We start from the raw sequence: 21806 nt of genomic DNA, 5'->3' as shown, positions 1-21806 counted from the left end.
AAAAAAAGGCTGCAGCCGGTTTCCATATCCGAAAGCCAACCGCAGCATATGTTTTTTACAATCCCTTTTATTTCACTGCTCCTGTAATACCTTCTGCAAAACTCTTTTGCAGCAGGAAGAAAATGATCACTGTCGGAATGGTGCAGATCAATACCGCCAGCATCAGTGTTCCGTAGTCAGTCACATATCCTTCCGTTAAGTTTGCCACCAGCATGGGCATGGTGATGCTGTCCCCGTCGGACATGATTACCTTGGGCCAGAGATAGCTGTTCCATGCATTCATAAAGGTGATGGTCATAGCCGCCGCATAAGTGGAGCGCATGGTAGGCAGAAACATCCGGAAGAAAATCTGAAGCTCATTTAACCCGTCAAGCCTTGCCGCCTCCATAATATCTACAGGAAATGATCTGGCACTCTGGCGGAACATCATAATTAAAAACGGGGTTGATATGGTTGGAAGAATAAACCCCAGAGTGCTGTTTAACAGCCTCGCCTTTGAAAACATCTGGTACAGAGGGATCATGGTGGCTGCAAACGGAACCATCATGGCAAGAAGCAAAACGCTCATAACCCGGTCCTTTGCCTTATCATGGAACACTTCAAACCCGTATCCTGCCAGAGAACAGATGAGCAGGGAGACCAGGGTCATGATGATGGAATATTTAAAAGAATTCCCAAGGGCAGTAATCACGTTCTGGGAATCAAACAGCTTCCTGATATTGTCAGACAGCGCTGTGCCGAATACCATAGTTCCTCTGGACACATCCAAACTTTTATTGGTTGCCGCCACCATCATCCAGTATAAAGGAAATACTGAGATGAGAGAGACGACGGTCAAAAATACATATGCAAATACCTTTTTTCCCTTAGTCACGCTTATCACCTGCCTTCATCTGCAAAAATGCCAGAGCTGCCACCAAAATCAGGATCATATAGGACATGGCGGCCGCATACCCAAAGTTCGGAACGAATTTAAAGGATACGTCGTAAATATAGTGAGACATGGTAATGGTTGCATTGGCAGGCCCGCCCTTTGTCAAGTTCATGGACTCATCAAATAACTGCAGGGTACCGTTGGTGGACATGATGGCAGTCAGCAGGATGGTGGGCCTTAAAAGGGGAACCGTAATCCTGAAAAAGGACTGGAGCGGAGAAGCTCCGTCAATCTTTGCGGCCTCGTATACGGAATATTCTATATTCTGAAGACCGGAAAGGTAAAACACCATGTTATAACCGGTCCATCTCCAGACCAGAGCCAGAATGATCACCACCCTGGCACTGGTGGGATTAGCCAGGAAATTATACCCTGAAGAGAGGATTCCAAGCTTTATGAAAACCGTATTGACCAGTCCATCCACTGCGAACAGAGAACGGAAAATAACTGCATAAGATACCAGGGAGGTGGCACAAGGCAGAAATATGGCTGTCCGGAAAAGACCTTTGAAGCGAAGATCTTTGTTGTTTAACAGAGAGGCCAGAATCAGCGCCAATACCAGCATAATGGGAACCTGTATGATAAGGTAGATAAAATTATTTTTCAGAGCCTGGGTGAAAACAGGGTCTTTAAACATCCTTATGTAATTGGTCATCCCCGTCCATTTCATGTTGGCACCGATTCCCGCCTGAAACGAAAGGAACAATGCCCGGATCATAGGCAGAAAACTCATAACTGCAATCAGGATAACCGCAGGCGTTAAAAATGTCCAGCCCGCCAGGCTCTGCTTCTGACCCAACGATAATTTTTTCTTCGAATTACCCACTAAAAAGCCTCCTCCCGCTGTTTTTTACTTTCCCATGGCAAAATTGACAGTATCTTCTGCAGTCTTTATCTCTCCGTCAATGTCCGCTCCGGAAACCATGCGTGTGATGGCAGTAGCCACTGCCCCGCGGGCTTCATAGTAATACACTCCCGTGTTGTTGGAAGGAATCTTGGATGCAAAGTCAGTGATCAAAGCATATACAGGTGCTCCGCCAAAAAACTCCTGAGGCTCTCCATAGACCTTGCTCTCTGCTGCGGGAAGATAAGTTGACAGGGCACCGGACTTTGGAAGAATGGTTTCATAAAGCTCTGTGCTCCCTGCAAAGGTTTTTGACAGGAAATCTACAGCCAGCTCCGGATTCTTGCTGGAGGAAGTAACTGCCCAGCTGGAACCGCCGTTATTTGAGAAATTGGTGGCACCGTCAATTCCGTCAAGCTTTGGAATGTTGGTGATGGCCCACTTGCCGGACTGATCTTCTGCCGTCTGGATGCTGGCCATAATCCAGCAGCCGTTAACGGTTCCTGCCACCGTACTGGTGGTCATGCTTCCCACATACTGGTCCCAGCTGTTGACTTCCACCAGAACCCCGCTCTTAACCAGGGATATGTAAGTTTCCATAGCTTTTTTCAAAGTCTCATTTCCTACCATGCTGGGATTTCCTTCTTTGTCAAAAAGGCTGCCGCCGGCAGACTGGAGCATCATCATCACGATGTCCGGCTCATCGGCCCGGCCGGATAAGAGAGGCTTTCCTGTCTTAGCCAGAACGTCTTCACCTATTGTCTGGTACTGGCTCCAGGTAATATCCGTAAGGTCCTCTATGGTGTATCCTGCTTCCTCTAAAATATCTGTGCGGTAAGCAGCAACGGCAGCTCCGTTATCAAAGGGAACTCCGTAATTTTTTCCATCTGCCACTGAATAAGCGGTCTTGGCATCGGGGAACTTGGTAAAATCGACTCCGCTTCCGGTTAAGTCATTAAATGCATCGGGATAGCTGAGCACATTCTTCTGGAACGCATTGTCCTGCATCAAAAAGATATCAGGAAGAGAATCCAGATTTCCTGAAGTGGCTGCCGTAGTCAGCTTGGTCTGAATATCATCCCAAGGGGTTTCCACCACATTCAGCTTGAAATCCGGATGATCCTTCTGATAAATCTTCGCAGCTTCTTCCATAGCATACATATTAAATGCCGGGTCCCAGCACCAGACGGTCAGTTCATTTGCGGCCTGTGCTCCCCCCTCTTTCTTATCTCCTGAGGCTTGTCCTCCCCCGGAATTTCCGCAGGCTGCCAGGGAAGCTGCCAGAACTCCCGCCAGTAATACAGGTACGATTTTTTTCTTCATAGCTAAATTCCTCCTCTTTCATAAAAAAAATTGGCTCATGTGATCATCTTTTTCTTTAGAAAAATTTATGATAATCACATTATACCAATTTCAAAAGTTTAAAGTTTTTAGATTCAATTAAAAAGCACGCATTTTCAATCATCCCCTCGCCATTACCAGCCTTTTTGAGCGCTGATTCTACAATTTAGCAGCTTTCCCTCATAATTTTTCGCTGATTTTTTCCATTGATAGGGAGAAATATTCAATACTTTCCTGAAATTCCGGTTAAATGCTGAAACAGAAGCAAATCCTGACGCCACCGCCACCTCTTCCATGGATTTATTGGTCTTTTTTAAGAGTTCACAGGCATTCTGTATCCGGAGCAGATTAATATAATCCAGGGGGCGCATATTCATTCCCTCCTTAAAGACCCGGCGGAAATGGCTCTCACTCATATTGCAGGCTTCTGCCAGGCTGCTGACCTTGATTTCCTGGTTGTAACGCTCGGCCGCATAATCCAGGGCACCGATCAATGCAGGAAGGACGCCCTTCCCTCTCATAATCCGCTCCTCATCATCGGAAAGCCGCAGAAATTCTGCCACGCAGGCCCTTAACAGGCCCCGTATGCTCTCCTTGTAATAGGGCTTTTTATAACGGATTTCGTCCATAACTCCCAGAACCAGCCTTCCCAAAGCCGGATTTGTCTCCTCAGACAAAAGATATCCGGTCCGGTGAATCCGTTTGGATATACTTTTTTGAAGCACCTGGTCATAACTGTATATTTCTGAAATGACTTTTTCCAGATCAATATACAGCCATTCCCAATACCCCATTTCCCCTTTCACACCCTCGGTATTATGAGGAAGCCTTGGGGGCACGATCATCACGGAATGGCCGGAGTAAGGAATGTGTTCCTGTCCAAGAGCCACAGTTCCGCTGCCCCAGTGGCAATACCCGATTTCCATGAGGTTATGAAAATGAGGGCACTTAATATCCTTTCCGTACTCCCTGATCCAGTCCTCACCCAACAAGGCCATGGCCGGCTCTTCCTCCGGAATCTCATAGTAACGAAACTCTACACGCTCCCTTTGTTTTATCACAAAAATTCCCCCTTTTTCATCCTTCTTGTTATTAACAGTATAATAGAAGCCGAAAATAAGGGCAATATTTTTTCTCTGAACAACAAAACCATGAAGCTTGAACCTTGATTAATCAAATTTCCCATGGTAGGATAGGTGTATGACTTTTAAATGAAACACCCTTGGGAGGAACTGCCATGGATACACGCTATCTCAGTTATATTTTAACCATCGCCCAAAAGGGAAACATGACAAAAGCAGCCGAGGAATTGTTCGTTTCCCAATCCACCCTAAGCCAGTACCTTTCCAAGCTGGAAAGCGAGCTGGGCACTCCTCTCTTTTACCGGAGCAAGGGCCGCCTGTCCCTCACTCCTGCAGGGCAGCTTTATATCCAGGCCGCCGAAAAGACAATATCCATCAGAAACACCCTTTACCAGAACATACAGAACTTGGATAACAGGGGCCACATTACGATAGGTGTCACCTCCCAGTTCGGGCTGGAAATGCTCATAGAGATCATCCCTGCCTTTAAAGCCCGCTATCCGGAGGTCACCATAGAGATTTCAGAATCCGGACTTCCGGCCCTTACAAAGCTTCTTCTGGAGGAAAGCATTGACTGCGGCATTATGTCATTAAACGTTACGGAACCGTTTTCACCGGACCAGATCACCATCCTCCGGGAAGAGGAAGTTTTACTGGCCATTCCCGCCAGTCATCCATACTGTAAAAAGAATCCGGACAAGCCCATTAAGATCGAAGAATTTGAAGAAAACTTCGGAGACGAAAACATCCTGCTTTCCAAAAAAGGCTCCACCCTGCGCTGCATCACCGATGAGGTGCTGGAGCAGGCCGGCTGGATTCCCCGCACCGTGTGTGAGACCAACAGCATATCCGCGACCCGCAGCATGGTTGCCATGGGAATCGGCGTCACCTTTATCGGCGAATCCTGTGCCAGCGACAGGGAACGGGTGGCTTACTACTCCGTATCCCCCCGGCAGACCAGGCTCAACGCCTTTGTGACCAGAAAAAACTGGATTTTAAACCAGGCAGCCGCCAGCTTCTGTGAAGACATAAAGAATTATTTCCATTAAAAATGCCCTATGGCCGGATTTTCTTCCGCCACAGGGCATTCTCTGTTCTTAATTTATTCAGTTAACCGCACACTCTCCTATTGCATTGCAGTCTGTTCTCTCAGCCGCTTCTCTGGATTCCTCCCAGAAATGACAGGCCACGCAATGACCCTTCTGCCCCGTTTCCCGAAGCGCCGGAGTTTCCTTTTTGCATATCTCCTGCGCCATCCAGCATCTTGGCGCAAACCGGCAGCCTTCCGGCGGATTTAAGGGGCTTGGAACATCTCCCTTTAACACGATACGGGATACCTTTTTGCCGATTTCCACCTTTGGAATGGCCGATAAAAGGGCTATGGTATAGGGATGAACCGCATTGTTAAAGATATCGTCGGTTTCCGCAGTCTCAATGATCTGTCCCAGGTACATGACGGCAATGCGGTTTGAAATATGGCGCACAACCGATAAATCGTGGGAGATAAAGAGATAGGACAAGCCTCTTTTTTTCTGCAAATCCATCAGCAGATTGATGATGGTGGCCTGAATGGATACGTCCAGAGAGGATACAGGCTCATCACAGACAATGAATTCCGGTGATAAGGACAGAGCTCTGGCAATTCCCACGATCTGGCGTTTTCCTCCGTCCAGCTCATGAGGGTACTTGTTCAGCAGATCTCTTGAAATCCCGCAGTCATCGCAGAGGCCTTCGATCTTCTCACTCATCTCTTTTTCCGTTCCGATTTTATGGATTTTATAAGCTTCCTTTAAGATGGAACGGATGGTCTTTCTGGGGTTTAAGGAAGAATAGGGGTCCTGGAAAATGATCTGTATTTTCGAGCACATTTCAAGCTGTTCCTGCTTGCCGGATACCTTAAATACATCCTTTTCCCCGTAAATCAACTCTCCCCCGGTGGGTTTGTGAAGCCTCATGATCACGTTTCCGACGGTGCTCTTTCCGCATCCGGACTCGCCCACCAGCCCAAGGGTTTCCCCCGGATAAATATCAAAGGAAATATCATCTACGGCATGAAGCTCTCCTTTTCCCTTGATATCAAAATACTTTTTAAGGTTCTTAACCTGAATAAGCGGCTTCATCGTTTCACCTCCCCGGCTTTATGGCAGGCCACATAATGATGTTCGCCTATCTGAAACATCTGTGACGCACTTTGTGAGCATTCTCCCGAAGCCAGACCGCAGCGCTCATGAAAAGGGCAGCCTGAGGGAAGATTTTCCGGGTTGGCTACTGTTCCGGGAATGGAAGCCAGCCTTTCCCTTGGCCCTGTCAGCTTGGGGATGGAGCCGAACAAACCGATGGTATAAGGGTGGGAAGGATTGGTAAATACCTCCTCCACCGAACCGTACTCCACAATGGTCCCTGCGTACATGACTGCCACATTGTTGCAGATTTCCGCGATGATTCCCAGGTTGTGGGTGATCATCAGCAGGGAGCTGTCAAACTTCACCAGCAGCTCTTTCATCAGCTCCAATATCTGAGCCTGAATGGTAACGTCCAAAGCCGTGGTTGGCTCATCTGCAATGAGAAGGGCCGGATTACAGGCCAGGGCCGCCGCAATGCCCACCCTCTGCCTCATGCCTCCGGAAAACTGGTGGGGAAAATCATTGACCCTGTATTTGGCGATTCCAACCACTTCCAAAAGCTTTCCCGCTTCCTCGGTGGCTTCTTTTTTACTTAAATTCTTATGCTTTTGCAGCACCATGCCGATCTGTTCCCCTACGGTAAATACGGGGTTTAAAGAGGTCAGAGGGTTCTGAAATATCATGGCGACCTTGTCGCCTCTCATATCCATCAGTTCCTTCTGGGACATTTTAAATACAGACTTTCCTTCATATAAAATATCTCCGCCTGTCACCTTGCCGGCAGGCTGGGGAATCAGATTGAGCATCCCCAAAGCCGTGGTGGTCTTGCCTGCGCCTGATTCTCCAACCAGACCGAGAGCTTCTCCCTTGCCTATTGTAAGATTAACCCCGTTAAGAGCGTATGCTACGGCACGACCCGTTTCAAATTTTACTGAGAAGTCTTTAATCTCAATCAATTTTTCCATCTGGATTCTCCCTTTCGTGGTTAATTCTTATTCTTTGGATCGAGTACGTCGCGCACACCGTCACCTAAGAAGTTAAATGCCAGCACCGCGATCATGAGCGCTGCTCCGGGTGCGACCACAACCCAGGGAGCTGTTGCTAAGTATTCCCTGCCGTCTGCGATCATAACTCCCCAGGAAGGGGCAGGGGCCGGAACGCCAAGTCCTAAAAAGCTCAGTGAGGACTCGGTTAAAATGGTACGGCCAAACTCCTGGCTCATAACGATGATGAGCTGTGTCAGTACATTGGGAAGAATCTGGGTGAACATGATCCGTTTTTTGGAGGAGCCCAAAACCTGGGAGGCGTGAATATACTCCATGTTCCGGATTCCCATAACATTGCTTCGCACGACACGGGCATACTGCACCCAGCGGGTGAACACCAGAACCAGAATTAAGTTGTTCGTGGTATTTCCCAGCACTGCCATAACCGCAACCGCCAGAATCATAGGCGGAATGGATACCTGGATATCGCTGAATCTCATGATGACGGTATCGATGATCCCTCCGAAAAAGCCGGATATAATTCCAAGAATGGTTCCGATGATGGCCGTGGCAATTACCACGGAAAAGGAAATCCACAAGGAAACCCTGCTGCCCACCATGAGCCTGGATAATATATCCTGTCCCAGGGGATCAGTTCCCAGAATGTAGCCGCTCCAGCCCTTGGAAAAGCCGTCAGGGGCTTTCAGACGCAGAGTCAAATCCGAGCCTATGGGATTATGGGGCGCTACCCAGGGAGAGATTAAGGATACCAGAATAATAAAGGCAACCAGTACTGCTCCTATGACGAAAAAATTGCTTTTGCGCATTCTTCTGAATAATTCATGTCTGCTCATTCCAATCCCCCTTAGTTAAAGTCCATGCGCGGGTCAACAACGGTGTAAATAATATCCACCAGCAGATTGACCAGTACAAAGCATGCAGATATTACCAAAAGAATGGACTGCACCAGGGGAAAATCCCGAAGTCCGATGGCCTGAACCGTCAAGGTGCCGATGCCCGGCCAGCCAAAAATCTGTTCTGTGACCACGGCTCCTCCTAAAAAGGTTCCCACCTGAAGGCCCACAACCGTAATAACCGGAAGGATTGCATTTCTTAAGGCATATTTCATGGTAATTTCCCGGTTGCTGATTCCCTTGGCATAAGTGGCCGTAATGTAATCCTCCTGAAGCACATCCACCATGCCGGAACGCAGCATACGGGTGATGAGAGCCGCCATCTGCATGGCCAGAGAGGTGGCAGGCATGATGACAAATGCGAAGCCTCCGTATCCCATGGCCGGCAGCCAGCCCAGTTTCACCGCAAAGAACAGAATGAAAATCAGTCCTAACACCACACCTGATATGGACTGCCCCAGAAGGGCGAATATCATGGCGAACAAATCGATGACAGACCCCCGCTTGACCCCCGCTATAATTCCCATGGGTATGCTGATGAGCAGGGCGATTCCCATGGCTACCAGCGTTAAGTACGCGGTAGCCGGCAATCTCTGGAAGATCAGCGTGGAATTTGGCATCTTATAAAACAGGGAATCTCCTAAATCTCCCTTTACAACTCCTGTTATATAACTGACATACTGTATGGCCAGAGGCCGGTCCAGTCCCATCTCTATTTCTTTTTCCTTGATCTGTTCTTCTGTAGCATCATCGGAAAGCATCAGACGGGCCGGGGACCCCGGTGTCATTTTTAAAAGCCCAAAGGTTAAGATGGATACTCCAAACAGGACGAAAATCGTATATCCCAAACGTTTTATGATAAATTTCAGCAAAGCCGTATCCCCTTTCAAAATGTGTTCCCTTGATCACTATTGTGCGGCTTTTGATACCTTTGAATAGTCAAATACATTGTCGATCCGCACTCTTAAGCCTGTGATGCCTTCTCTGTAAGCGAGGGTTGTCACCTGCTGGTAAAGAGCCAGATGAGGCGCTGCCTCTGCCCATTCAATCGCGAACACTTCTTTTAATACCTGCTCACGCTTGGCAGGATCGCTTTCCCGCTTCTGCTCCAGAATCTTTTCATTCATCTCTTCATTGACGTATCCGGATTTATGAGCATCGTTTAACCATCTCTGGGTGATTACGGAATCGGGATCACCTGCAGGGAAAGGATATCTCTGAATGTATAAATCGTAATTTCCTGATGCACGGCGCTCCTGGAAAGCTGCATTTTCCATGATTTCCAGATTCACCTTAAAGCCTGCATCGGTCAGCATTGCCAAAACTGCCTGAGCTACTTCTTTATTTCTTGCAAATACTCCGGTGGGTGCGATAAAGGAGATTTCCTGGCCTGCATAAGAGGTCTTGGAAAGAAGGTCTTTTGCCATATCTAAGTTATATTCCGGAACCTTGGCATTTTCCTTGTCATAGCCGAAGACGCCTTCCGGGCATGGCCAGTTGCTGGCTGCTCCGCCGCCTGCGATGGACTGTACCAGAAGCTCTCTGTTGAGCGCGTGATTAACGGCCTGTCTGGCGTTTACATCTTCAAAAATACGTCCGTCTGCGCAACGGAATCCTAAGTGAACAATAGCAGAACCTAACAGTTTTTCCACCTTTACCCCTTTAACGCTGGTCAGCATATCTGCCTGCTCTACGGGTACGGCATCGATCATGTCAAGGTCACCGGTCTGAATTCCGGAAACACGGGTGGTGTCTTCAATAACCGGGCGGTATACGATCCGGTCAACGTTGCTCTTTTCATTGCCCCAATCCCAGTACTCATCGTTGCGGACAAATTCTGCATCCTGTCCTGGTGTCCATTTGTCAGCGATCCAGGGTCCTGTACCGATGGGCTTATTTGTCTCGTTGAACTCAAAGAGGGCATCGCCTTTTTCTGCAAGGGCCTTTGGCGGGAACATGGGTGTGTCAATGAGCTGGTACAGCAAAGCGCCCCAGGGCTCTTTCAGCTTGATCACGGCTGTATAGGTGTCTTTGGCTTCCACACCTGCTAAAGACGGCCAGAATGCGGTATGAACCAGGGTAGGATTGTCAAGCATCCTCTGTAAAGTGGCAACCACGGAATCCGCATTGAAATCTTCTCCGTTGTGGAACTTCACGCCTTCTCTCAGCTTAAAGGTCCACTCAAGTCCATCGTCGGATACGCTCCATTCTGTAGCCAGCTCCGGCTGTATGGTGTTATTTTCTCCGTAAGGATTTACCAGAGTGTTGTAGGTCAGTTTGGAAAGCATATAGGCATTTGTCTTGTTTTCATTTAACGGGTCCCACTGGGTGATGTTATTAGGCCCTGCAAAAACAAACCGGCTCTCTCCTCCTTCTTTTTTGGAACCGCCTGTTCCGCTGGAAGCAGAGCCTCCTCCGCAGCCTGTCATCACTGCCATAACGGTGCAGAGAGCCAGACAAAGCACTCTTTTTGTCAAACCTGATTTCTTCATAAAAAACCCCTCCATTTTTATATATATTTTTTACCGCACTAAAGACGGTTTTCTGCAGTCAAATTTCCAGTCCGGTATGAGATACTGCATTGCCATGGCGTCATCCCTGTCATGGGAAGGAAGGCTGTTATACAGCTCGTTGGCCTCCATAACCCGTTTCATATTGAGGGTGACTCCCAGGCCCGGTTTTGTTGGAACCTGTAAATATCCGTTGATGATTTCAGGCGTATCCTCCAATAAATTCTGCCCATCCTGCCAGATCCAGTGTGTGTCAAGGGCTGTGGGATTTCCGGGGGCCGCCGCTGCCGTATGGGCAAAGGCCGCCAGCGTCACATCAAAGTGATTGTTGGAATGGCTGCCCCAGGTCAGTCCCCAGTCGTTTAATATCTGAGCCATCCGCACACTTCCGCCGAATCCCCAAAAATGAGGATCAGCCAGCACAATATCCACAGATTTTAAAGCGGCGGAATGGTAAAACTGCCTCCAGTCCGTTGCAATCATGTTGGTCGCAACAGGAAGGTTGACCGCATTCTTAAATTCTGCCATGATTTCCCTGCTGGAAAAACCGGATTCCGGGCCGCATGGGTCTTCTATGTAGGTGAGGATTCCTTCCATGGGCTTACAGATTTCAATGGCTTCCTTTAAGCTCCAGGCCCCGTTGGGGTCTAAGTTTATGCGCCCATTGGGGAAAGCCTTTTTCAGCGCCCGGATGGCATCCATTTCCCTGATTCCCTCAAAAACTCCGCCTTTCAGCTTAAAGTTCTTAAAGCCGTACTTCTCATGAAGCACCTGGGCCTGTTCCACAATCCGCTCCGGTGTCAGCATCTCCTGGCGGCGAAGCTTAAACCACGGATCACTGCTGTTTCCTTCATCCAGATAGCTTAAATCCGGATGGGCCTTTTCCTTTTCGCTGACATAGAACAGATAGCCCAGAGTCTCTATCTCATCCCTCTGCCTGCCGTCGCCTAAGAGCTCGCACATGGGCAGCCCCAGATGCTTTCCCAGCAAATCTAAAAGAGCGCATTCAATGGCCCATTCCGCTTTTACCACAAATTTCAGCTTGCTGATATCCAGAGTCTGGATTCCTTCCCCGTCATCCTCTTCTGCTCTCGTTCCCGCCTTGTGGATATTGCTGAGTATTGTGCGGTATTTGCCCGTTGGCTGACCCACCACCAGGGGAATACAGCTTTTTAATGCTTCACAGGTGTAATCTCCCCCATGAATTTCACCGATTCCCGTGTTTCCCGCACTGTCCTTTAAAATCACCAGATTTCTGGTGAACCAGGGAGCATGGGTCCCGCTTAAGGTCATCAGCATGCTGTCATATCCTGCAACCGGAATGACCTGCATCCCGGTTATCACTGGTGTACCTTTCTGTTCCATATCCATAGAATCCCTCCATTTGGCAATATTGCTCATTTTTATCCCAAACTGACCGTTTGATATATGCATTATACCAGTGAAATTCTCATAAATCCAATTACTAATACCGATTGCCTCAATAAGTATCTTTCATGCCTGTATGTTTTCAGCGAACGAGACAGGGCTTTTTGGAGTTAAATTTCCAGCCCGGAATCAAATACTGCATGACCACGGAATCGTCTCTGCCGCCAAGACAGTGATCCAGATAAACCTGATGAGCCTTTTTCACCTGGTCCATATCCACTTCAACGCCCAGGCCCGGCTTCTTTGGAACCTCCACACATCCGTCTGTGATCTGAAGGGGCTCTTTGGTCAGGCGCTCTATGCCCTCCTGCCATATCCAGTGGGTATCCAGGGCATTGTACCTTCCCGGAACTGCGGCTCCCACCTGGGTGAACATTGCCAGGGAAATGTCAAAGTGGTTGTTGGAATGGGAACCCCAGGTATAGCCAAAATCGTGGCACATCTGGGCCACCCGCACCGAACCGCTCATGGTCCAGAAATGTGGATCAGCCAGGATGATGTCAACGGCCTGACTTTCCAGAGCGTGTCCCACCTCCCGCCAGTCTGTCGCGATCATGTTGGTGGCTGTTGGAAATCCTGTCCTTCGCCGGAACTCGCTGACAATCTCTCTGCCGGAATATCCGCCTTCTGCCCCGCAGGGGTCTTCGCAGTAGGTCAATATCCCTTCCATTCCCTTCACATATTCCACCGCGTCTTTTAAAAGCCAGGCGCCGTTGGGGTCTAAGTCAATGCGGGCTTCGGGAAATGCCTTTTTCAGCTCCCGGATCACTTCCATTTCCTCATCTCCGGACAGCACCCCTCCTTTTAATTTGAAATCCTTAAATCCATACTTTTCCTGGACCGCTCTTGCAGTGGCCACGATCTGCTCCGCTGTCAGGGCTTCTTCATGGCGGAGGCGGTACCATTCACACGCCGCGTCAGGCTCTGAATCGTAAGGTAAGTCCGTCTTATTCCTGTCACCGATGAAGAATAAATATCCCAGCATCTCCACCTTGTCCCTCTGCTTTCCTTCACCTAAAAGCTCACAGACCGGCACTCCAAGGTATTTTCCCAAAAGGTCCAGACAGGGCGCTTCAATGGCTGTCAGCACATGGACTCCCGTCCGTAAGTCAAAGGTCTGGTTTCCTCTCACATCCTCCTCTCCCTTTGAATCCAAATGGGCCTTTACCTTGAGCAGCGTGCTCTTATACTCCCCGATTCTGGTCCCTTCCACAAGGGGAACGCATTCCAAAAGGGCTTTTGTGATCTTCTCCCCTCCCGGCACTTCCCCCACTCCTGTTTCCCCATTGTCACCGTGAAGAACCACGATATTTCTGGTGAAAAACGGCGCATGGGCTCCGCTTAAATTCAGCTCCATACAGTCTTTTCCGGCTACAGGATAAACTTCCATTTTTGTAATGATTGGCGTCATACTGCTTCTCCTTTTCCTCATCCCTTTTTGATCTTACGGTAAATTATAATCCTATTTCACCCCTCCATCTATTGACAGAAGCACCAACCTTCTTCCCCTTCTCTTGTAGCCTTTATTTTTCTTTCTGAACATGAAAAAAAGATTGCAAAAATGCTGCAATCTTTTTCATAAAACAATGGTTTTTCATGTATTACAATTCATATTTGCTTCCGATTCCGTACCGTTTCATCTTTCTCCAAAGGGTGGTTGTGCTGATTTTAAGCTCCTCCGCCACCAGCGCCCGGTTCCCCTGGTGCTGGTCTAAGAGCCCGGCAATGCGCACTGCCTCCGGATTCTTTAACAGCACCGTCTGAGCCCTTCCATCCTGCTCCCTGATGAGGGGATAAAGCTCCTGCAAAAGGTTTCTCACCATTCCCTCCTCCACCTTCCTGCGGTGGGCCGTTAAAATCAGCCGTTCACAAAAAACCTCCAATTGGAGCAGGTTTCCTTCCCAGAAGTATTCCTCCATGGCCTTTAAGGCTTCCCTGCTGATTTCCACATACCTGGAATACGCCCCGTTAAACCGTTCCAGATGCAGCCTGACCAGCCTGGAAATGTCATCCCTGGTCTTTCTAAGGGGCGGCACTTCAATTTTTAAGGAAGAGAGAAGAAAATACAAGTCTTCCCGGAACAGGCCCTCTTTTACGAGAACCGTCAGCTCCTTTGAAGTGGTGACGATCAGCCTGACAGGAAGAGCCCGTTTCACCATGGAATCGTTGCACCAGAACAGTCTGTCATGAACCGCCTTATAGAGCAGGTACTGGGTTTCCATGGAGAGCCCGTCCACCTCCTGAAGCAGCACCGTTCCGTAAGCAGCCCTTTCCCAGGCCCCCTTCCTGCTCTCTTCTGAAAAGCCGAAAATCACCTCTCTCTGCTCCTGAGGCGATAAGGAGCCGCAGTTGATGTTTAAAAAGGGGCCTCCCTTTTGGGGGCTGTTGTTGTGAATGGCCTCTGCCAGCACCTCTTTTTCCGTTCCCGTTTCTCCCCATATCATGACGGGACTTTTGGATATGGCATAGGACCTGGCAAGCTTGATGCACCGTTTCATTTCCGGGGACTGCCTGAGAATGTGGGTGAAATTACGGCTGGCAATATATCCCGTTGCCAGCTTTGTCCCGGACACCTCTGAATTTCCGCCTTCCGCCGCCTTCATCTTATGGCAGGTCAAAATGGCTCCGCTGAAATGCCCGTCGTACTGGATAGGCGCTCCCACCACCATCAAAGGCTGGTCCCTGATGGAAAATGAGGTGGAGTAAAGCTCGTCACTCCCCCTTAAAATTCCCTCGATTCCTTCCGTATCAATTCCCTTGATCACCTTGTCAATGGGAAATCCCACCACCTGATCCGCAGGTTTTCCCATCATCTGCTCGATGACCCGGTTCACCGCTACAATTTCCTTATACGCATTGATTTTAATGATGCCGCTGAAAGAAGTGTCCAGCAGAGTCTCCATCTGAGCCTCACTCTGCTTTTCCATTCTGGCTAAATCGATCATATGGATTGCCAGGCCAAGGGCATTGCGGATGGACTCCTCTCCTGTCTCCACAAACAGGCTTGGAAAGCCGATTTCAAAAGCTGTCTGATTGGCCTTGACTCCCCCGATGATCAAGTCCACACCGTCTATAATAGCCTGGCTCACCTTCGGCCTGGTCTCCTCTAAAGCATTGAGTTCATAAAAGCGGAGGTCAAAGTCAAATAATTCCTCCAGATGATCCAGATTGTCAAACATATTTTTAAATGCCACAATCCCGATCAGAGGATGTTCCTTCTTTAGCATCCGCTTTGCCTTTAAGACCATCATGCCGATTTCCCGGATGGTAACAGGCATTTCCACCACCGGAATGTTTGTATTCTCTTTAATCAAGGTGGCCTGAAGGCCCCTGGCAATGATGATGCGCACCCCCGCAGCCAATGCTTCCTGTGCCTCCACAACCGCATTGGCATTTTCCACTACCTTTAATATCTGTACCTCAATTCCCTCTTGTTTGAGCACATTCTGGGCAAACTCCAAAATGGTCTGTCTGGGCAGAAGTATTCCGATCTGTTCCATAGCTGTCCCCGCTCCCTATCCATATACAAGTCCTTTGGTCCGCTTTTTACACAATATCCAGATATACCTTCCGGTCAGGCGGTGGAAAGGCCTGATCAAGCTTTCGAAGTTCTTCCCCGGTCAGTTCTATTTCCCCTGCTCCCGCATTTTCCAGGGCGTGTTCCTTTTTTCCGGTTCTGGGTATGGCAATGATATCGCCGCCCCTGACGGCAAAGGCCAGAAGCACCTGGGAAATGCTGCACCCATGGGCAGACGCGATCTCAGCCAGCACCGGGCTTTCATAAAGCCCTCTCTTTAAATCCCCGGCCTGAGCCAGAGGGCAGTAAGCCATAACAGGAACCCCGTGATCACGCAGCCAGGGAAGAAGGTCGTATTCAATGCCTCTCGATGCCAGGTGGTAGAGGACCTGATTGACCGCACAGTTTTTTCCTCCCGGCACCTTCCACAGCTCTTCCATGTCATCGGTATCGAAGTTGGACACTCCCCAGCGGCGGATTTTTCCTTCTTTTTTCAACTGCTCCATGCATTCCACTGTTTCCTCTAAAGGGACAGAGCCTCTCCAGTGAAGCAGATATAAGTCGAGATAATCCGTATTTAAGCGCTGCAAAGTCTCCCGGCAGCTTTTAAATATGTTCTTTCTTCCTGCATTGTAAGGGTATACCTTGGAAACGAGAAACAGGCGGCTTCTGTCACAGTCTTTGACGGCTTCCCCTATGAGCTCCTCCGACCTTCCGCTTCCGTACATTTCAGCCGTATCAATGAGTCTCATTCCCGCCTCAACGCCCGCCCTTAAGGTTTCTGTCTCTTCCTTCCTCTTTGCTCTCTGTTCCCCGATAAACCAGGTTCCCTGCCCTATTGCCGAAACCAGAGTTCCGTCAGGAAGCTTTACCGTCTTTCCCATGTTCTGCTCCTCCAATCCTGCTTGTGCCATGTTCTCCTGTTCCAACAGCCAGCCTGTTACGGCCTTAATGCGCTTCCCGCTTTCAGCATCCGGAAGGTCCGGTCAGCGGCACTTTTGTAAAGCTCTTCGGCCCGCTCTATGGCCTCTTCCACCTCCATGGCCCCCTGAATGGTGGTCACGATGCTTTCGATGCCAAACTCATATATCTTTTCAGCTCCGTCTCCCAGCCCTCCTACGATTGCAATGGCCGGAATCCCCTTTGCCTTACAGCGCATTCCGATTCCGCTTGGAACCTTTCCAAAGGCAGACTGCCAGTCCATACGGCCCTCTCCGGTAATGACCAAGTCCACGTCTTCCAAGAGGGAGTCAAATTCAATTAAGTCCAGAACCGTTTCAATTCCTGACTTCATATTTCCATGGAGAAATACTTTTAAAGCGGCTCCAAGCCCCCCTGCTGCCCCTGTTCCCGGTATTTCATTGACATCAATGCCCGTAAGCTCCAGAAGCTTCTTTCTATAGGCTTCCATGTCCGCCTCCAGCTTTTCAAGGATTTCCGGGGTCCCCCCTTTTTGCTTTCCAAAGGTATTTGTAGCCCCGTCAGGCCCTGTAAGGGGGTTGGTCACATCACACATCACGGTAAACTCTGTTTCTTTTACCGCCGGATGAAGCCCGCTCACATCAATGGTTTCAACCTTTCCCAAATCCTCACCAAATCCGGTCAGGCCATTTCCGTCTTTATCAAGGAAACGGATTCCAAGAGCCGACATAGCTCCCATCCCTCCGTCATTGGTGGCGCTCCCTCCGATGGCTATGGAAATATTCCGATACCCCTGATCCAGGGCATCCTTTATCAGCTCACCGGTTCCGTAGGTGGTGGTGTGGAGGGGATTTCTCTTTTGGGCCGGAACCATGGGAAGTCCGGAAGCCGCTGCCATCTCAATGACCGCATGGCTGCCGCCGAACACCCCATAGGAGGCTGTTGTCTCTTCCATCAAAGGACCGTATACGGTCACAGTCCTGATACTTCCTTTCATGGCGCTGACTACCGCATCCACAGTTCCCTCTCCCCCATCGGCAACGGATACTCCTGCGCACCGGCAGTCCGGGAATATGCTCTTTGCGGACTCTGTCAGGATTCCCACGATTTTCTCAGATGATAAAGACCCTTTAAAGGAATCCGATGCAAATAAAAACTTCATATATAATACCCCTTTCTTATATACCTGTACAAAAACAGGCCGGCAGCCTACATACAGCCGCCAGCCTGCCCCCTGATCGTATTTTAATCCAAAAGTCCTGCTGTTTCCATCTCTTTTTTGATGCAGTTAAGTACAGGCCCCTCCGGTGTTGCAAGGTTGGGCTTATAGGGAAGGCCCATATTTCTGCCTCTTAAATTAGCCATATCCTTTGCCGCTACCGGAAAGCTTGCCGGGTCCATGGATAAGCGGACCGGATTCAGCTTAAACTGCGCTTCCAGAGAGCCTTCCAGATCGCCAGAAACGTATTTGTTATAAACATCCGTAATCAGCTCCGGCATGAAGTTGGCGGCAGTGCACACCCCGCCTACAGCCCCGTGGCACATGGAAGCATACAAAAGTGTATCCTTGCCTCCAAAGACCTTAAAGCCAGTGTGACGGGTCCTGCGGATGAATTCCGCTGTCTGGGTGATGTCCCCGCTGGTATCCTTCATCCCCACAATATTGGGAACCTCCGTTGCCAGACGCTCCACCAGATTTCCCGACATAGTATACCCTACCCGTCCCGGATTGTTATAGAGAAGGACAGGAAGCTCCGGAACAGACTCTGCCACTGTTTTAAAGTGCAGATAAAGCTCTGCCTCCGTGGGCTTTAAAAACATGGGCTGCAAAATGGAAATTCCTGCTGCGCCATTTTCTTCTGCCATCTTTGCAAGGCGGCAGCACTTTTTCGTGCTGATGGCTCCGATGCCAAAGTACACCGGAACCCTGCCTGCGGACTGATGGATCATGATCTTTAAACCGCGCTCCATCTCATCCTCTTCCACTACATAAAATTCTCCGTTGCTTCCAAAAGCCAGGATTCCAAGAACGCCTCCGTCTATGACGTAATCCACCTGATCCCTTAACTTTGCCTCGTCAATCATCTCATTCTCATCGATTGGGGTGAGAATGGGAACAATAACTCCTTTGATAAAATCTGTATTCATCTTTCCCTCCAGCAGCATCTATTTGCCTGTTTTATTATTCCGGTTTTTATTTCTCCGGTTCTACCTTTGTGTTGGCAATTTTCTCGTAATATTTCACGATGCTGGAGTGGTCTTCTTTTTCAAAGCCATCTGCCTTAAGCCCCTGCATGATCTCCATTAACTGTCCTGTTAATGGGACCGGTGAGCTGACAGCATGGGCTGCATTTAATGCGTTGTTTAAATCCTTGATATGAAGTTCAATGCGAAAGCCCGGATTAAAGTTTCTGTTAAGAATCATGGGAGCCTTTGCATCCATGACTGTGGAGCCTGCCAGACCGCCGCGGATAGCCTGATATACCAGTTCCGGATCGGTTCCTGCTTTTTTTGCAAAGGTGAGGGCCTCTGATACTGCCGCAATGTTCACAGCAACCACGATCTGATTTGCCAGCTTTGCCACATTTCCGGAGCCCAGGTCTCCTACGTATACCACAGAGCCTGCCATCACCATCAGCATATCGTAATACTTATCAAATAATTCCTTCTTGCCGCCCACCATAACGGACAAGGTTCCGTCAATGGCCTTTGGCTCTCCGCCGGATACAGGAGCGTCTAACATCTCGATTCCGAATTTCTCAAGCTCCGCTCCGATGGCCTTGCTCTCAGTCGGGTCAATGGAGCTCATATCAATGAGCACTGTTCCCGGCTTTGCTCCTTCTGCAACGCCGTTTTCTCCCAGAACTGCCGCTCTTACGTGGGGAGAGTTGGGCACCATGGTGATGACCACTTCGCTTTGGGAAGCCACCTCTTTGCCGCTTGCCGCCTGCTTTGCGCCGCAGGAAACCAGGTCTGCCAGAGCATCCTTGTTATAATCGAAAACAACCAGCTCATGACCTGCCTTTACCAGGTTCTTTGCCATAGGCCTTCCCATGATTCCAAGTCCAATAAATCCAATTTTCATCTTTCTTTTCCTCTCTTTTCTCATTCTGTCTGTCAGCAGTTGATGGGACATTCCCACCTCTGTCCTGATTATAGGAAAAATGGGAGGACTTTACTATAGGCGGATTTACTGAATGGGCGGCTGTTTCCTGTACAAACCGCATATCGTTTCATTTTCATTTCTATTTTGTTTCAATTTCATTTCACATCTCTATTCCAGATGATACTTTTTTCTCTTTCTCCATAAAGTTGCCTTGCTGATTCCAAGAGCCTTTGCTGTCTCCTCCCGGTTTCCTCCGTGCCTTAACAGGGCTTCTGCAATCTTTTCCGCTTCTTTGGGAAGAACCGCTTTTGGGACATCTTCTTTGGATTCTTCCTCCCGCATTTTAAAAGACCGGGGATACATCTCTTTTAAAACCTGTTCTGCGAATCCTTCATCAAGGCTCCGTTTATTGGCCGTAAGAATCAGGCGTTCACAAAAGCTTTCTATCTGAAATGAGTTCCCCTCCCAGGGATAATCGAGAAGCAGCTTTCTGGCACCGCCCGTCAGCACATGGAATCTGGAATAATGGTCACAGCATTCCCTGATGCTTTCCATCAGCTTCCGTTCCAAATCCTCTCTCCTCTCACAAAAAGGAGGAATTCTCAAGGTCAGCCCGCTCAAAAGATAATAAAGGTCCTCCCTCATAGTCCCATTCCCTGCCAGTTCCTGCAAAGGCACATCAGAGGTGACCATAACCCTTACATCCAGCCCCGGATATCTGGTCCCGTCTTTGCCCAGACGGGTCTTATAACGGATGAGCTGGCAGAGCCGGTATTGATTGGCCCTCGTAAGGCACTGGACATCTTCCAGCAAAAGAGAGCCTCCATTTGCCTGAACAACGGCTCCTTTATCCCCGAAAATCATGTCAAGCTGCCCTTCATCTTCAATCCCCTCACACGATAATGCCGCAAAAGGACCGCCTTTATGCAGGCCTGCGTTGTGGATGCTCTGGGCCAGGAGACGCTTTTCCGTTCCCGCCTCTCCTTCAATAAAAACCGCCTTTTCCGACAGCGCATACAGCTTTGCCAGCCGTATGCATTCCTTCATTGTCTGGGACTCCTGAAAGATATCTTCAAATTCTCCCAGGGCGATCAGGCCTTTTAAATACCCCTTTCCCTTTAAATCCTGTTCCGGAACCCGGCGTTTTTTCATGCGGTGGCAGGTGAGAATGGCTCCCTCCAGCCTCTGGTCAATGACCACCGGAGCCACAGCAGCGAACACGGAAGTGCGGTTGATCTCCATAAACAGGGAATAGGATTCTTTTCCATAATTCTTCCCAAGTTCCGGGAACACCTCACCGGCGGCCTTTCCCAAAACCTTTTCCTTAACTGTTCCCAGCATATCCTCCATAATGGGGTTTAAATCCACAATGTTCCCGGAAGCATCGAGCCGCACAACGCCGCTGAAAGAGTGGTCCAAAAGGGTTTCCATCTGGGCTGCATTCCGCTTTTCCACTCCCATGGCATAATCCACGCTTTCCGCCATGGACAGGGCATTTCTTAAAGAGTCCTCGGTAATGGATAAAAACAGGGATGGAATTCCGGCTTCCCCGGCGATTTCCACAGCCGTATCGCCGCCGATGATCAAGTCCACCCCGTCTTTTATGGCCTGCTTTGTCATGTCCTCCAGGCTGCGGCTCTTGTCTGCAAAATACGTCCTCATTTCAATCTCATGAATGACATCAAAATAAGACATGTCGCAGAACATGTTCTTAAAGCCCACCACCCCGATGACGGGATTTTCTTTCTTTAATATCTGTTTCGCTTTGTTGACCAAAAGGGCCATTTCCTGGGCGGTTATGACGATCTCCACCACCGGGATGTCAGTATACTGCTTAATCAGGGAAGCCTGAAGCCCCCTGGCAATGATGATGGAAGCTCCGGCTCCAATGGAACGCCTCGCCTCAGAAACAGCATCTTCCGTTTTTATGACCCGCATTTCATTCAGCTCGTACTTCTTTTCCTGGAGAATATTATGCGCCTGATAAAGCATTTCCTCCCTGGACACGAGCAGTGCAATCTTTCCCATATGGATTCCTCAAAAAGAGCAGCCCAGCCTCTTATCAGGGGCCGGGCTGCTCTTTTTTATAAAAGTTATAGT

The 21806-nt window shown here is 49.1% G+C and carries 18 protein-coding genes; 1 reads left to right on the top strand and 17 read right to left on the bottom strand.

Going from position 1 to position 21806, the window contains the following annotated elements; translation table 11 throughout:
• Positions 1–67: 67 nt before the first annotated feature.
• From QM657_RS02070 to QM657_RS02055, 4 genes are all read right to left on the bottom strand, one after another.
• Positions 68–796 (bottom strand): carbohydrate ABC transporter permease, encoded by a 729-nt coding sequence (locus tag QM657_RS02070; protein WP_415064863.1) that lies wholly within the window; start codon positions 794–796, stop codon positions 68–70.
• Positions 797–866: 70 nt separating this feature from the next.
• Complete coding sequence (locus QM657_RS02065) at positions 867–1760, bottom strand: carbohydrate ABC transporter permease (RefSeq protein ID WP_415064862.1); 894 nt, start codon at positions 1758–1760, stop codon at positions 867–869.
• Between the two features lie 24 nt (positions 1761–1784).
• A complete protein-coding gene (locus QM657_RS02060; RefSeq protein ID WP_415064861.1) occupies positions 1785–3101 on the bottom strand; it encodes an ABC transporter substrate-binding protein in 1317 nt (438 codons plus the stop codon).
• Between the two features lie 152 nt (positions 3102–3253).
• Positions 3254–4180: a helix-turn-helix domain-containing protein gene (locus QM657_RS02055; protein ID WP_415064860.1), complete on the bottom strand. Its 927-nt coding sequence runs from the start codon at positions 4178–4180 to the stop codon at positions 3254–3256.
• 176 nt (positions 4181–4356) lie between these two features.
• On the opposite strand from QM657_RS02055, the gene QM657_RS02050 reads away from it, so the two are divergent.
• Positions 4357–5250 carry a LysR family transcriptional regulator gene (locus QM657_RS02050; RefSeq protein ID WP_415064859.1) on the top strand — a complete coding sequence of 298 codons (894 nt, stop codon included), beginning with the start codon at positions 4357–4359 and terminating at the stop codon, positions 5248–5250.
• 57 nt (positions 5251–5307) lie between these two features.
• Here the strand turns inward: QM657_RS02050 and QM657_RS02045 are convergent, their stop codons facing one another.
• From QM657_RS02045 to QM657_RS01985, 13 genes are all read right to left on the bottom strand, one after another.
• Positions 5308–6321 carry an ABC transporter ATP-binding protein gene (locus QM657_RS02045; RefSeq protein ID WP_415064858.1) on the bottom strand — a complete coding sequence of 338 codons (1014 nt, stop codon included), beginning with the start codon at positions 6319–6321 and terminating at the stop codon, positions 5308–5310.
• Positions 6318–7289, bottom strand: a complete 972-nt coding sequence (locus QM657_RS02040) for an ABC transporter ATP-binding protein (RefSeq protein WP_415064857.1) — start codon at positions 7287–7289, stop codon at positions 6318–6320. Before QM657_RS02040 ends, QM657_RS02045 begins: the two co-directional genes overlap by 4 nt.
• A 20-nt stretch (positions 7290–7309) precedes the next feature.
• Positions 7310–8164 (bottom strand): ABC transporter permease, encoded by an 855-nt coding sequence (locus tag QM657_RS02035; protein ID WP_415064856.1) that lies wholly within the window; start codon positions 8162–8164, stop codon positions 7310–7312.
• An 11-nt stretch (positions 8165–8175) separates the two neighbouring features.
• Positions 8176–9096, bottom strand: a complete 921-nt coding sequence (locus QM657_RS02030) for an ABC transporter permease (protein ID WP_415064855.1) — start codon at positions 9094–9096, stop codon at positions 8176–8178.
• A 36-nt stretch (positions 9097–9132) separates the two neighbouring features.
• Positions 9133–10716 (bottom strand): ABC transporter substrate-binding protein, encoded by a 1584-nt coding sequence (locus QM657_RS02025; RefSeq protein WP_415064854.1) that lies wholly within the window; start codon positions 10714–10716, stop codon positions 9133–9135.
• Positions 10717–10746: 30 nt separating this feature from the next.
• Entirely contained in the window at positions 10747–12105 is a 1359-nt protein-coding gene (locus tag QM657_RS02020; RefSeq protein ID WP_415064853.1) for an enolase C-terminal domain-like protein, read from the bottom strand.
• A gap of 139 nt (positions 12106–12244) precedes the next feature.
• A complete protein-coding gene (locus QM657_RS02015) occupies positions 12245–13573 on the bottom strand; it encodes an enolase C-terminal domain-like protein (protein WP_415064852.1) in 1329 nt (442 codons plus the stop codon).
• A gap of 190 nt (positions 13574–13763) precedes the next feature.
• Positions 13764–15662 carry a PrpR N-terminal domain-containing protein gene (locus tag QM657_RS02010; protein ID WP_415064851.1) on the bottom strand — a complete coding sequence of 633 codons (1899 nt, stop codon included), beginning with the start codon at positions 15660–15662 and terminating at the stop codon, positions 13764–13766.
• 46 nt (positions 15663–15708) lie between these two features.
• On the bottom strand, positions 15709–16593 hold the full coding sequence (locus QM657_RS02005; protein WP_415064850.1) for an aldo/keto reductase: 885 nt from the start codon (positions 16591–16593) through the stop codon (positions 15709–15711).
• A gap of 26 nt (positions 16594–16619) precedes the next feature.
• Positions 16620–17762, bottom strand: coding sequence for a glycerate kinase (locus tag QM657_RS02000; protein WP_415064849.1), 1143 nt, complete (start codon positions 17760–17762; stop codon positions 16620–16622).
• An 83-nt stretch (positions 17763–17845) separates the two neighbouring features.
• Positions 17846–18748: a dihydrodipicolinate synthase family protein gene (locus tag QM657_RS01995; protein WP_415064848.1), complete on the bottom strand. Its 903-nt coding sequence runs from the start codon at positions 18746–18748 to the stop codon at positions 17846–17848.
• 46 nt (positions 18749–18794) lie between these two features.
• On the bottom strand, positions 18795–19709 hold the full coding sequence (gene garR / locus QM657_RS01990) for a 2-hydroxy-3-oxopropionate reductase (RefSeq protein WP_415064847.1): 915 nt from the start codon (positions 19707–19709) through the stop codon (positions 18795–18797).
• Between the two features lie 165 nt (positions 19710–19874).
• Positions 19875–21734, bottom strand: a complete 1860-nt coding sequence (locus QM657_RS01985) for a PrpR N-terminal domain-containing protein (RefSeq protein WP_415064846.1) — start codon at positions 21732–21734, stop codon at positions 19875–19877.
• Positions 21735–21806 lie beyond the last annotated feature (72 nt).

The organism is Lacrimispora sp., from assembly GCF_047605665.1.
Taxonomy (GTDB): domain Bacteria; phylum Bacillota; class Clostridia; order Lachnospirales; family Lachnospiraceae; genus Lacrimispora.
Note: the sequence above shows the minus strand (reverse complement) of the source record. Positions and strands in the feature narration are given on the sequence as shown.

Excerpts from the sequence above, each read along its gene's own strand:
- QM657_RS02070 (WP_415064863.1), bottom strand. The coding sequence starts at position 796 with ATGATGGTGGCGGCAACCAATAAAAGTTTGGATGTGTCCAGAGGAACT.
- QM657_RS02060 (WP_415064861.1), bottom strand. The coding sequence starts at position 3,101 with ATGAAGAAAAAAATCGTACCTGTATTACTGGCGGGAGTTCTGGCAGCT.
- QM657_RS02050 (WP_415064859.1), top strand. The coding sequence starts at position 4,357 with ATGGATACACGCTATCTCAGTTATATTTTAACCATCGCCCAAAAGGGA.
- QM657_RS02045 (WP_415064858.1), bottom strand. The coding sequence starts at position 6,321 with ATGAAGCCGCTTATTCAGGTTAAGAACCTTAAAAAGTATTTTGATATC.
- QM657_RS02040 (WP_415064857.1), bottom strand. The coding sequence starts at position 7,289 with ATGGAAAAATTGATTGAGATTAAAGACTTCTCAGTAAAATTTGAAACG.
- QM657_RS02035 (WP_415064856.1), bottom strand. The coding sequence starts at position 8,164 with ATGAGCAGACATGAATTATTCAGAAGAATGCGCAAAAGCAATTTTTTC.
- QM657_RS02025 (WP_415064854.1), bottom strand. The coding sequence starts at position 10,716 with ATGAAGAAATCAGGTTTGACAAAAAGAGTGCTTTGTCTGGCTCTCTGC.
- QM657_RS02020 (WP_415064853.1), bottom strand. The coding sequence starts at position 12,105 with ATGGATATGGAACAGAAAGGTACACCAGTGATAACCGGGATGCAGGTC.
- QM657_RS02015 (WP_415064852.1), bottom strand. The coding sequence starts at position 13,573 with ATGACGCCAATCATTACAAAAATGGAAGTTTATCCTGTAGCCGGAAAA.
- QM657_RS02010 (WP_415064851.1), bottom strand. The coding sequence starts at position 15,662 with ATGGAACAGATCGGAATACTTCTGCCCAGACAGACCATTTTGGAGTTT.
- QM657_RS02005 (WP_415064850.1), bottom strand. The coding sequence starts at position 16,593 with ATGGCACAAGCAGGATTGGAGGAGCAGAACATGGGAAAGACGGTAAAG.
- QM657_RS02000 (WP_415064849.1), bottom strand. The coding sequence starts at position 17,762 with ATGAAGTTTTTATTTGCATCGGATTCCTTTAAAGGGTCTTTATCATCT.
- QM657_RS01995 (WP_415064848.1), bottom strand. The coding sequence starts at position 18,748 with ATGAATACAGATTTTATCAAAGGAGTTATTGTTCCCATTCTCACCCCA.
- garR (WP_415064847.1), bottom strand. The coding sequence starts at position 19,709 with ATGAGAAAAGAGAGGAAAAGAAAGATGAAAATTGGATTTATTGGACTT.
- QM657_RS01985 (WP_415064846.1), bottom strand. The coding sequence starts at position 21,734 with ATGGGAAAGATTGCACTGCTCGTGTCCAGGGAGGAAATGCTTTATCAG.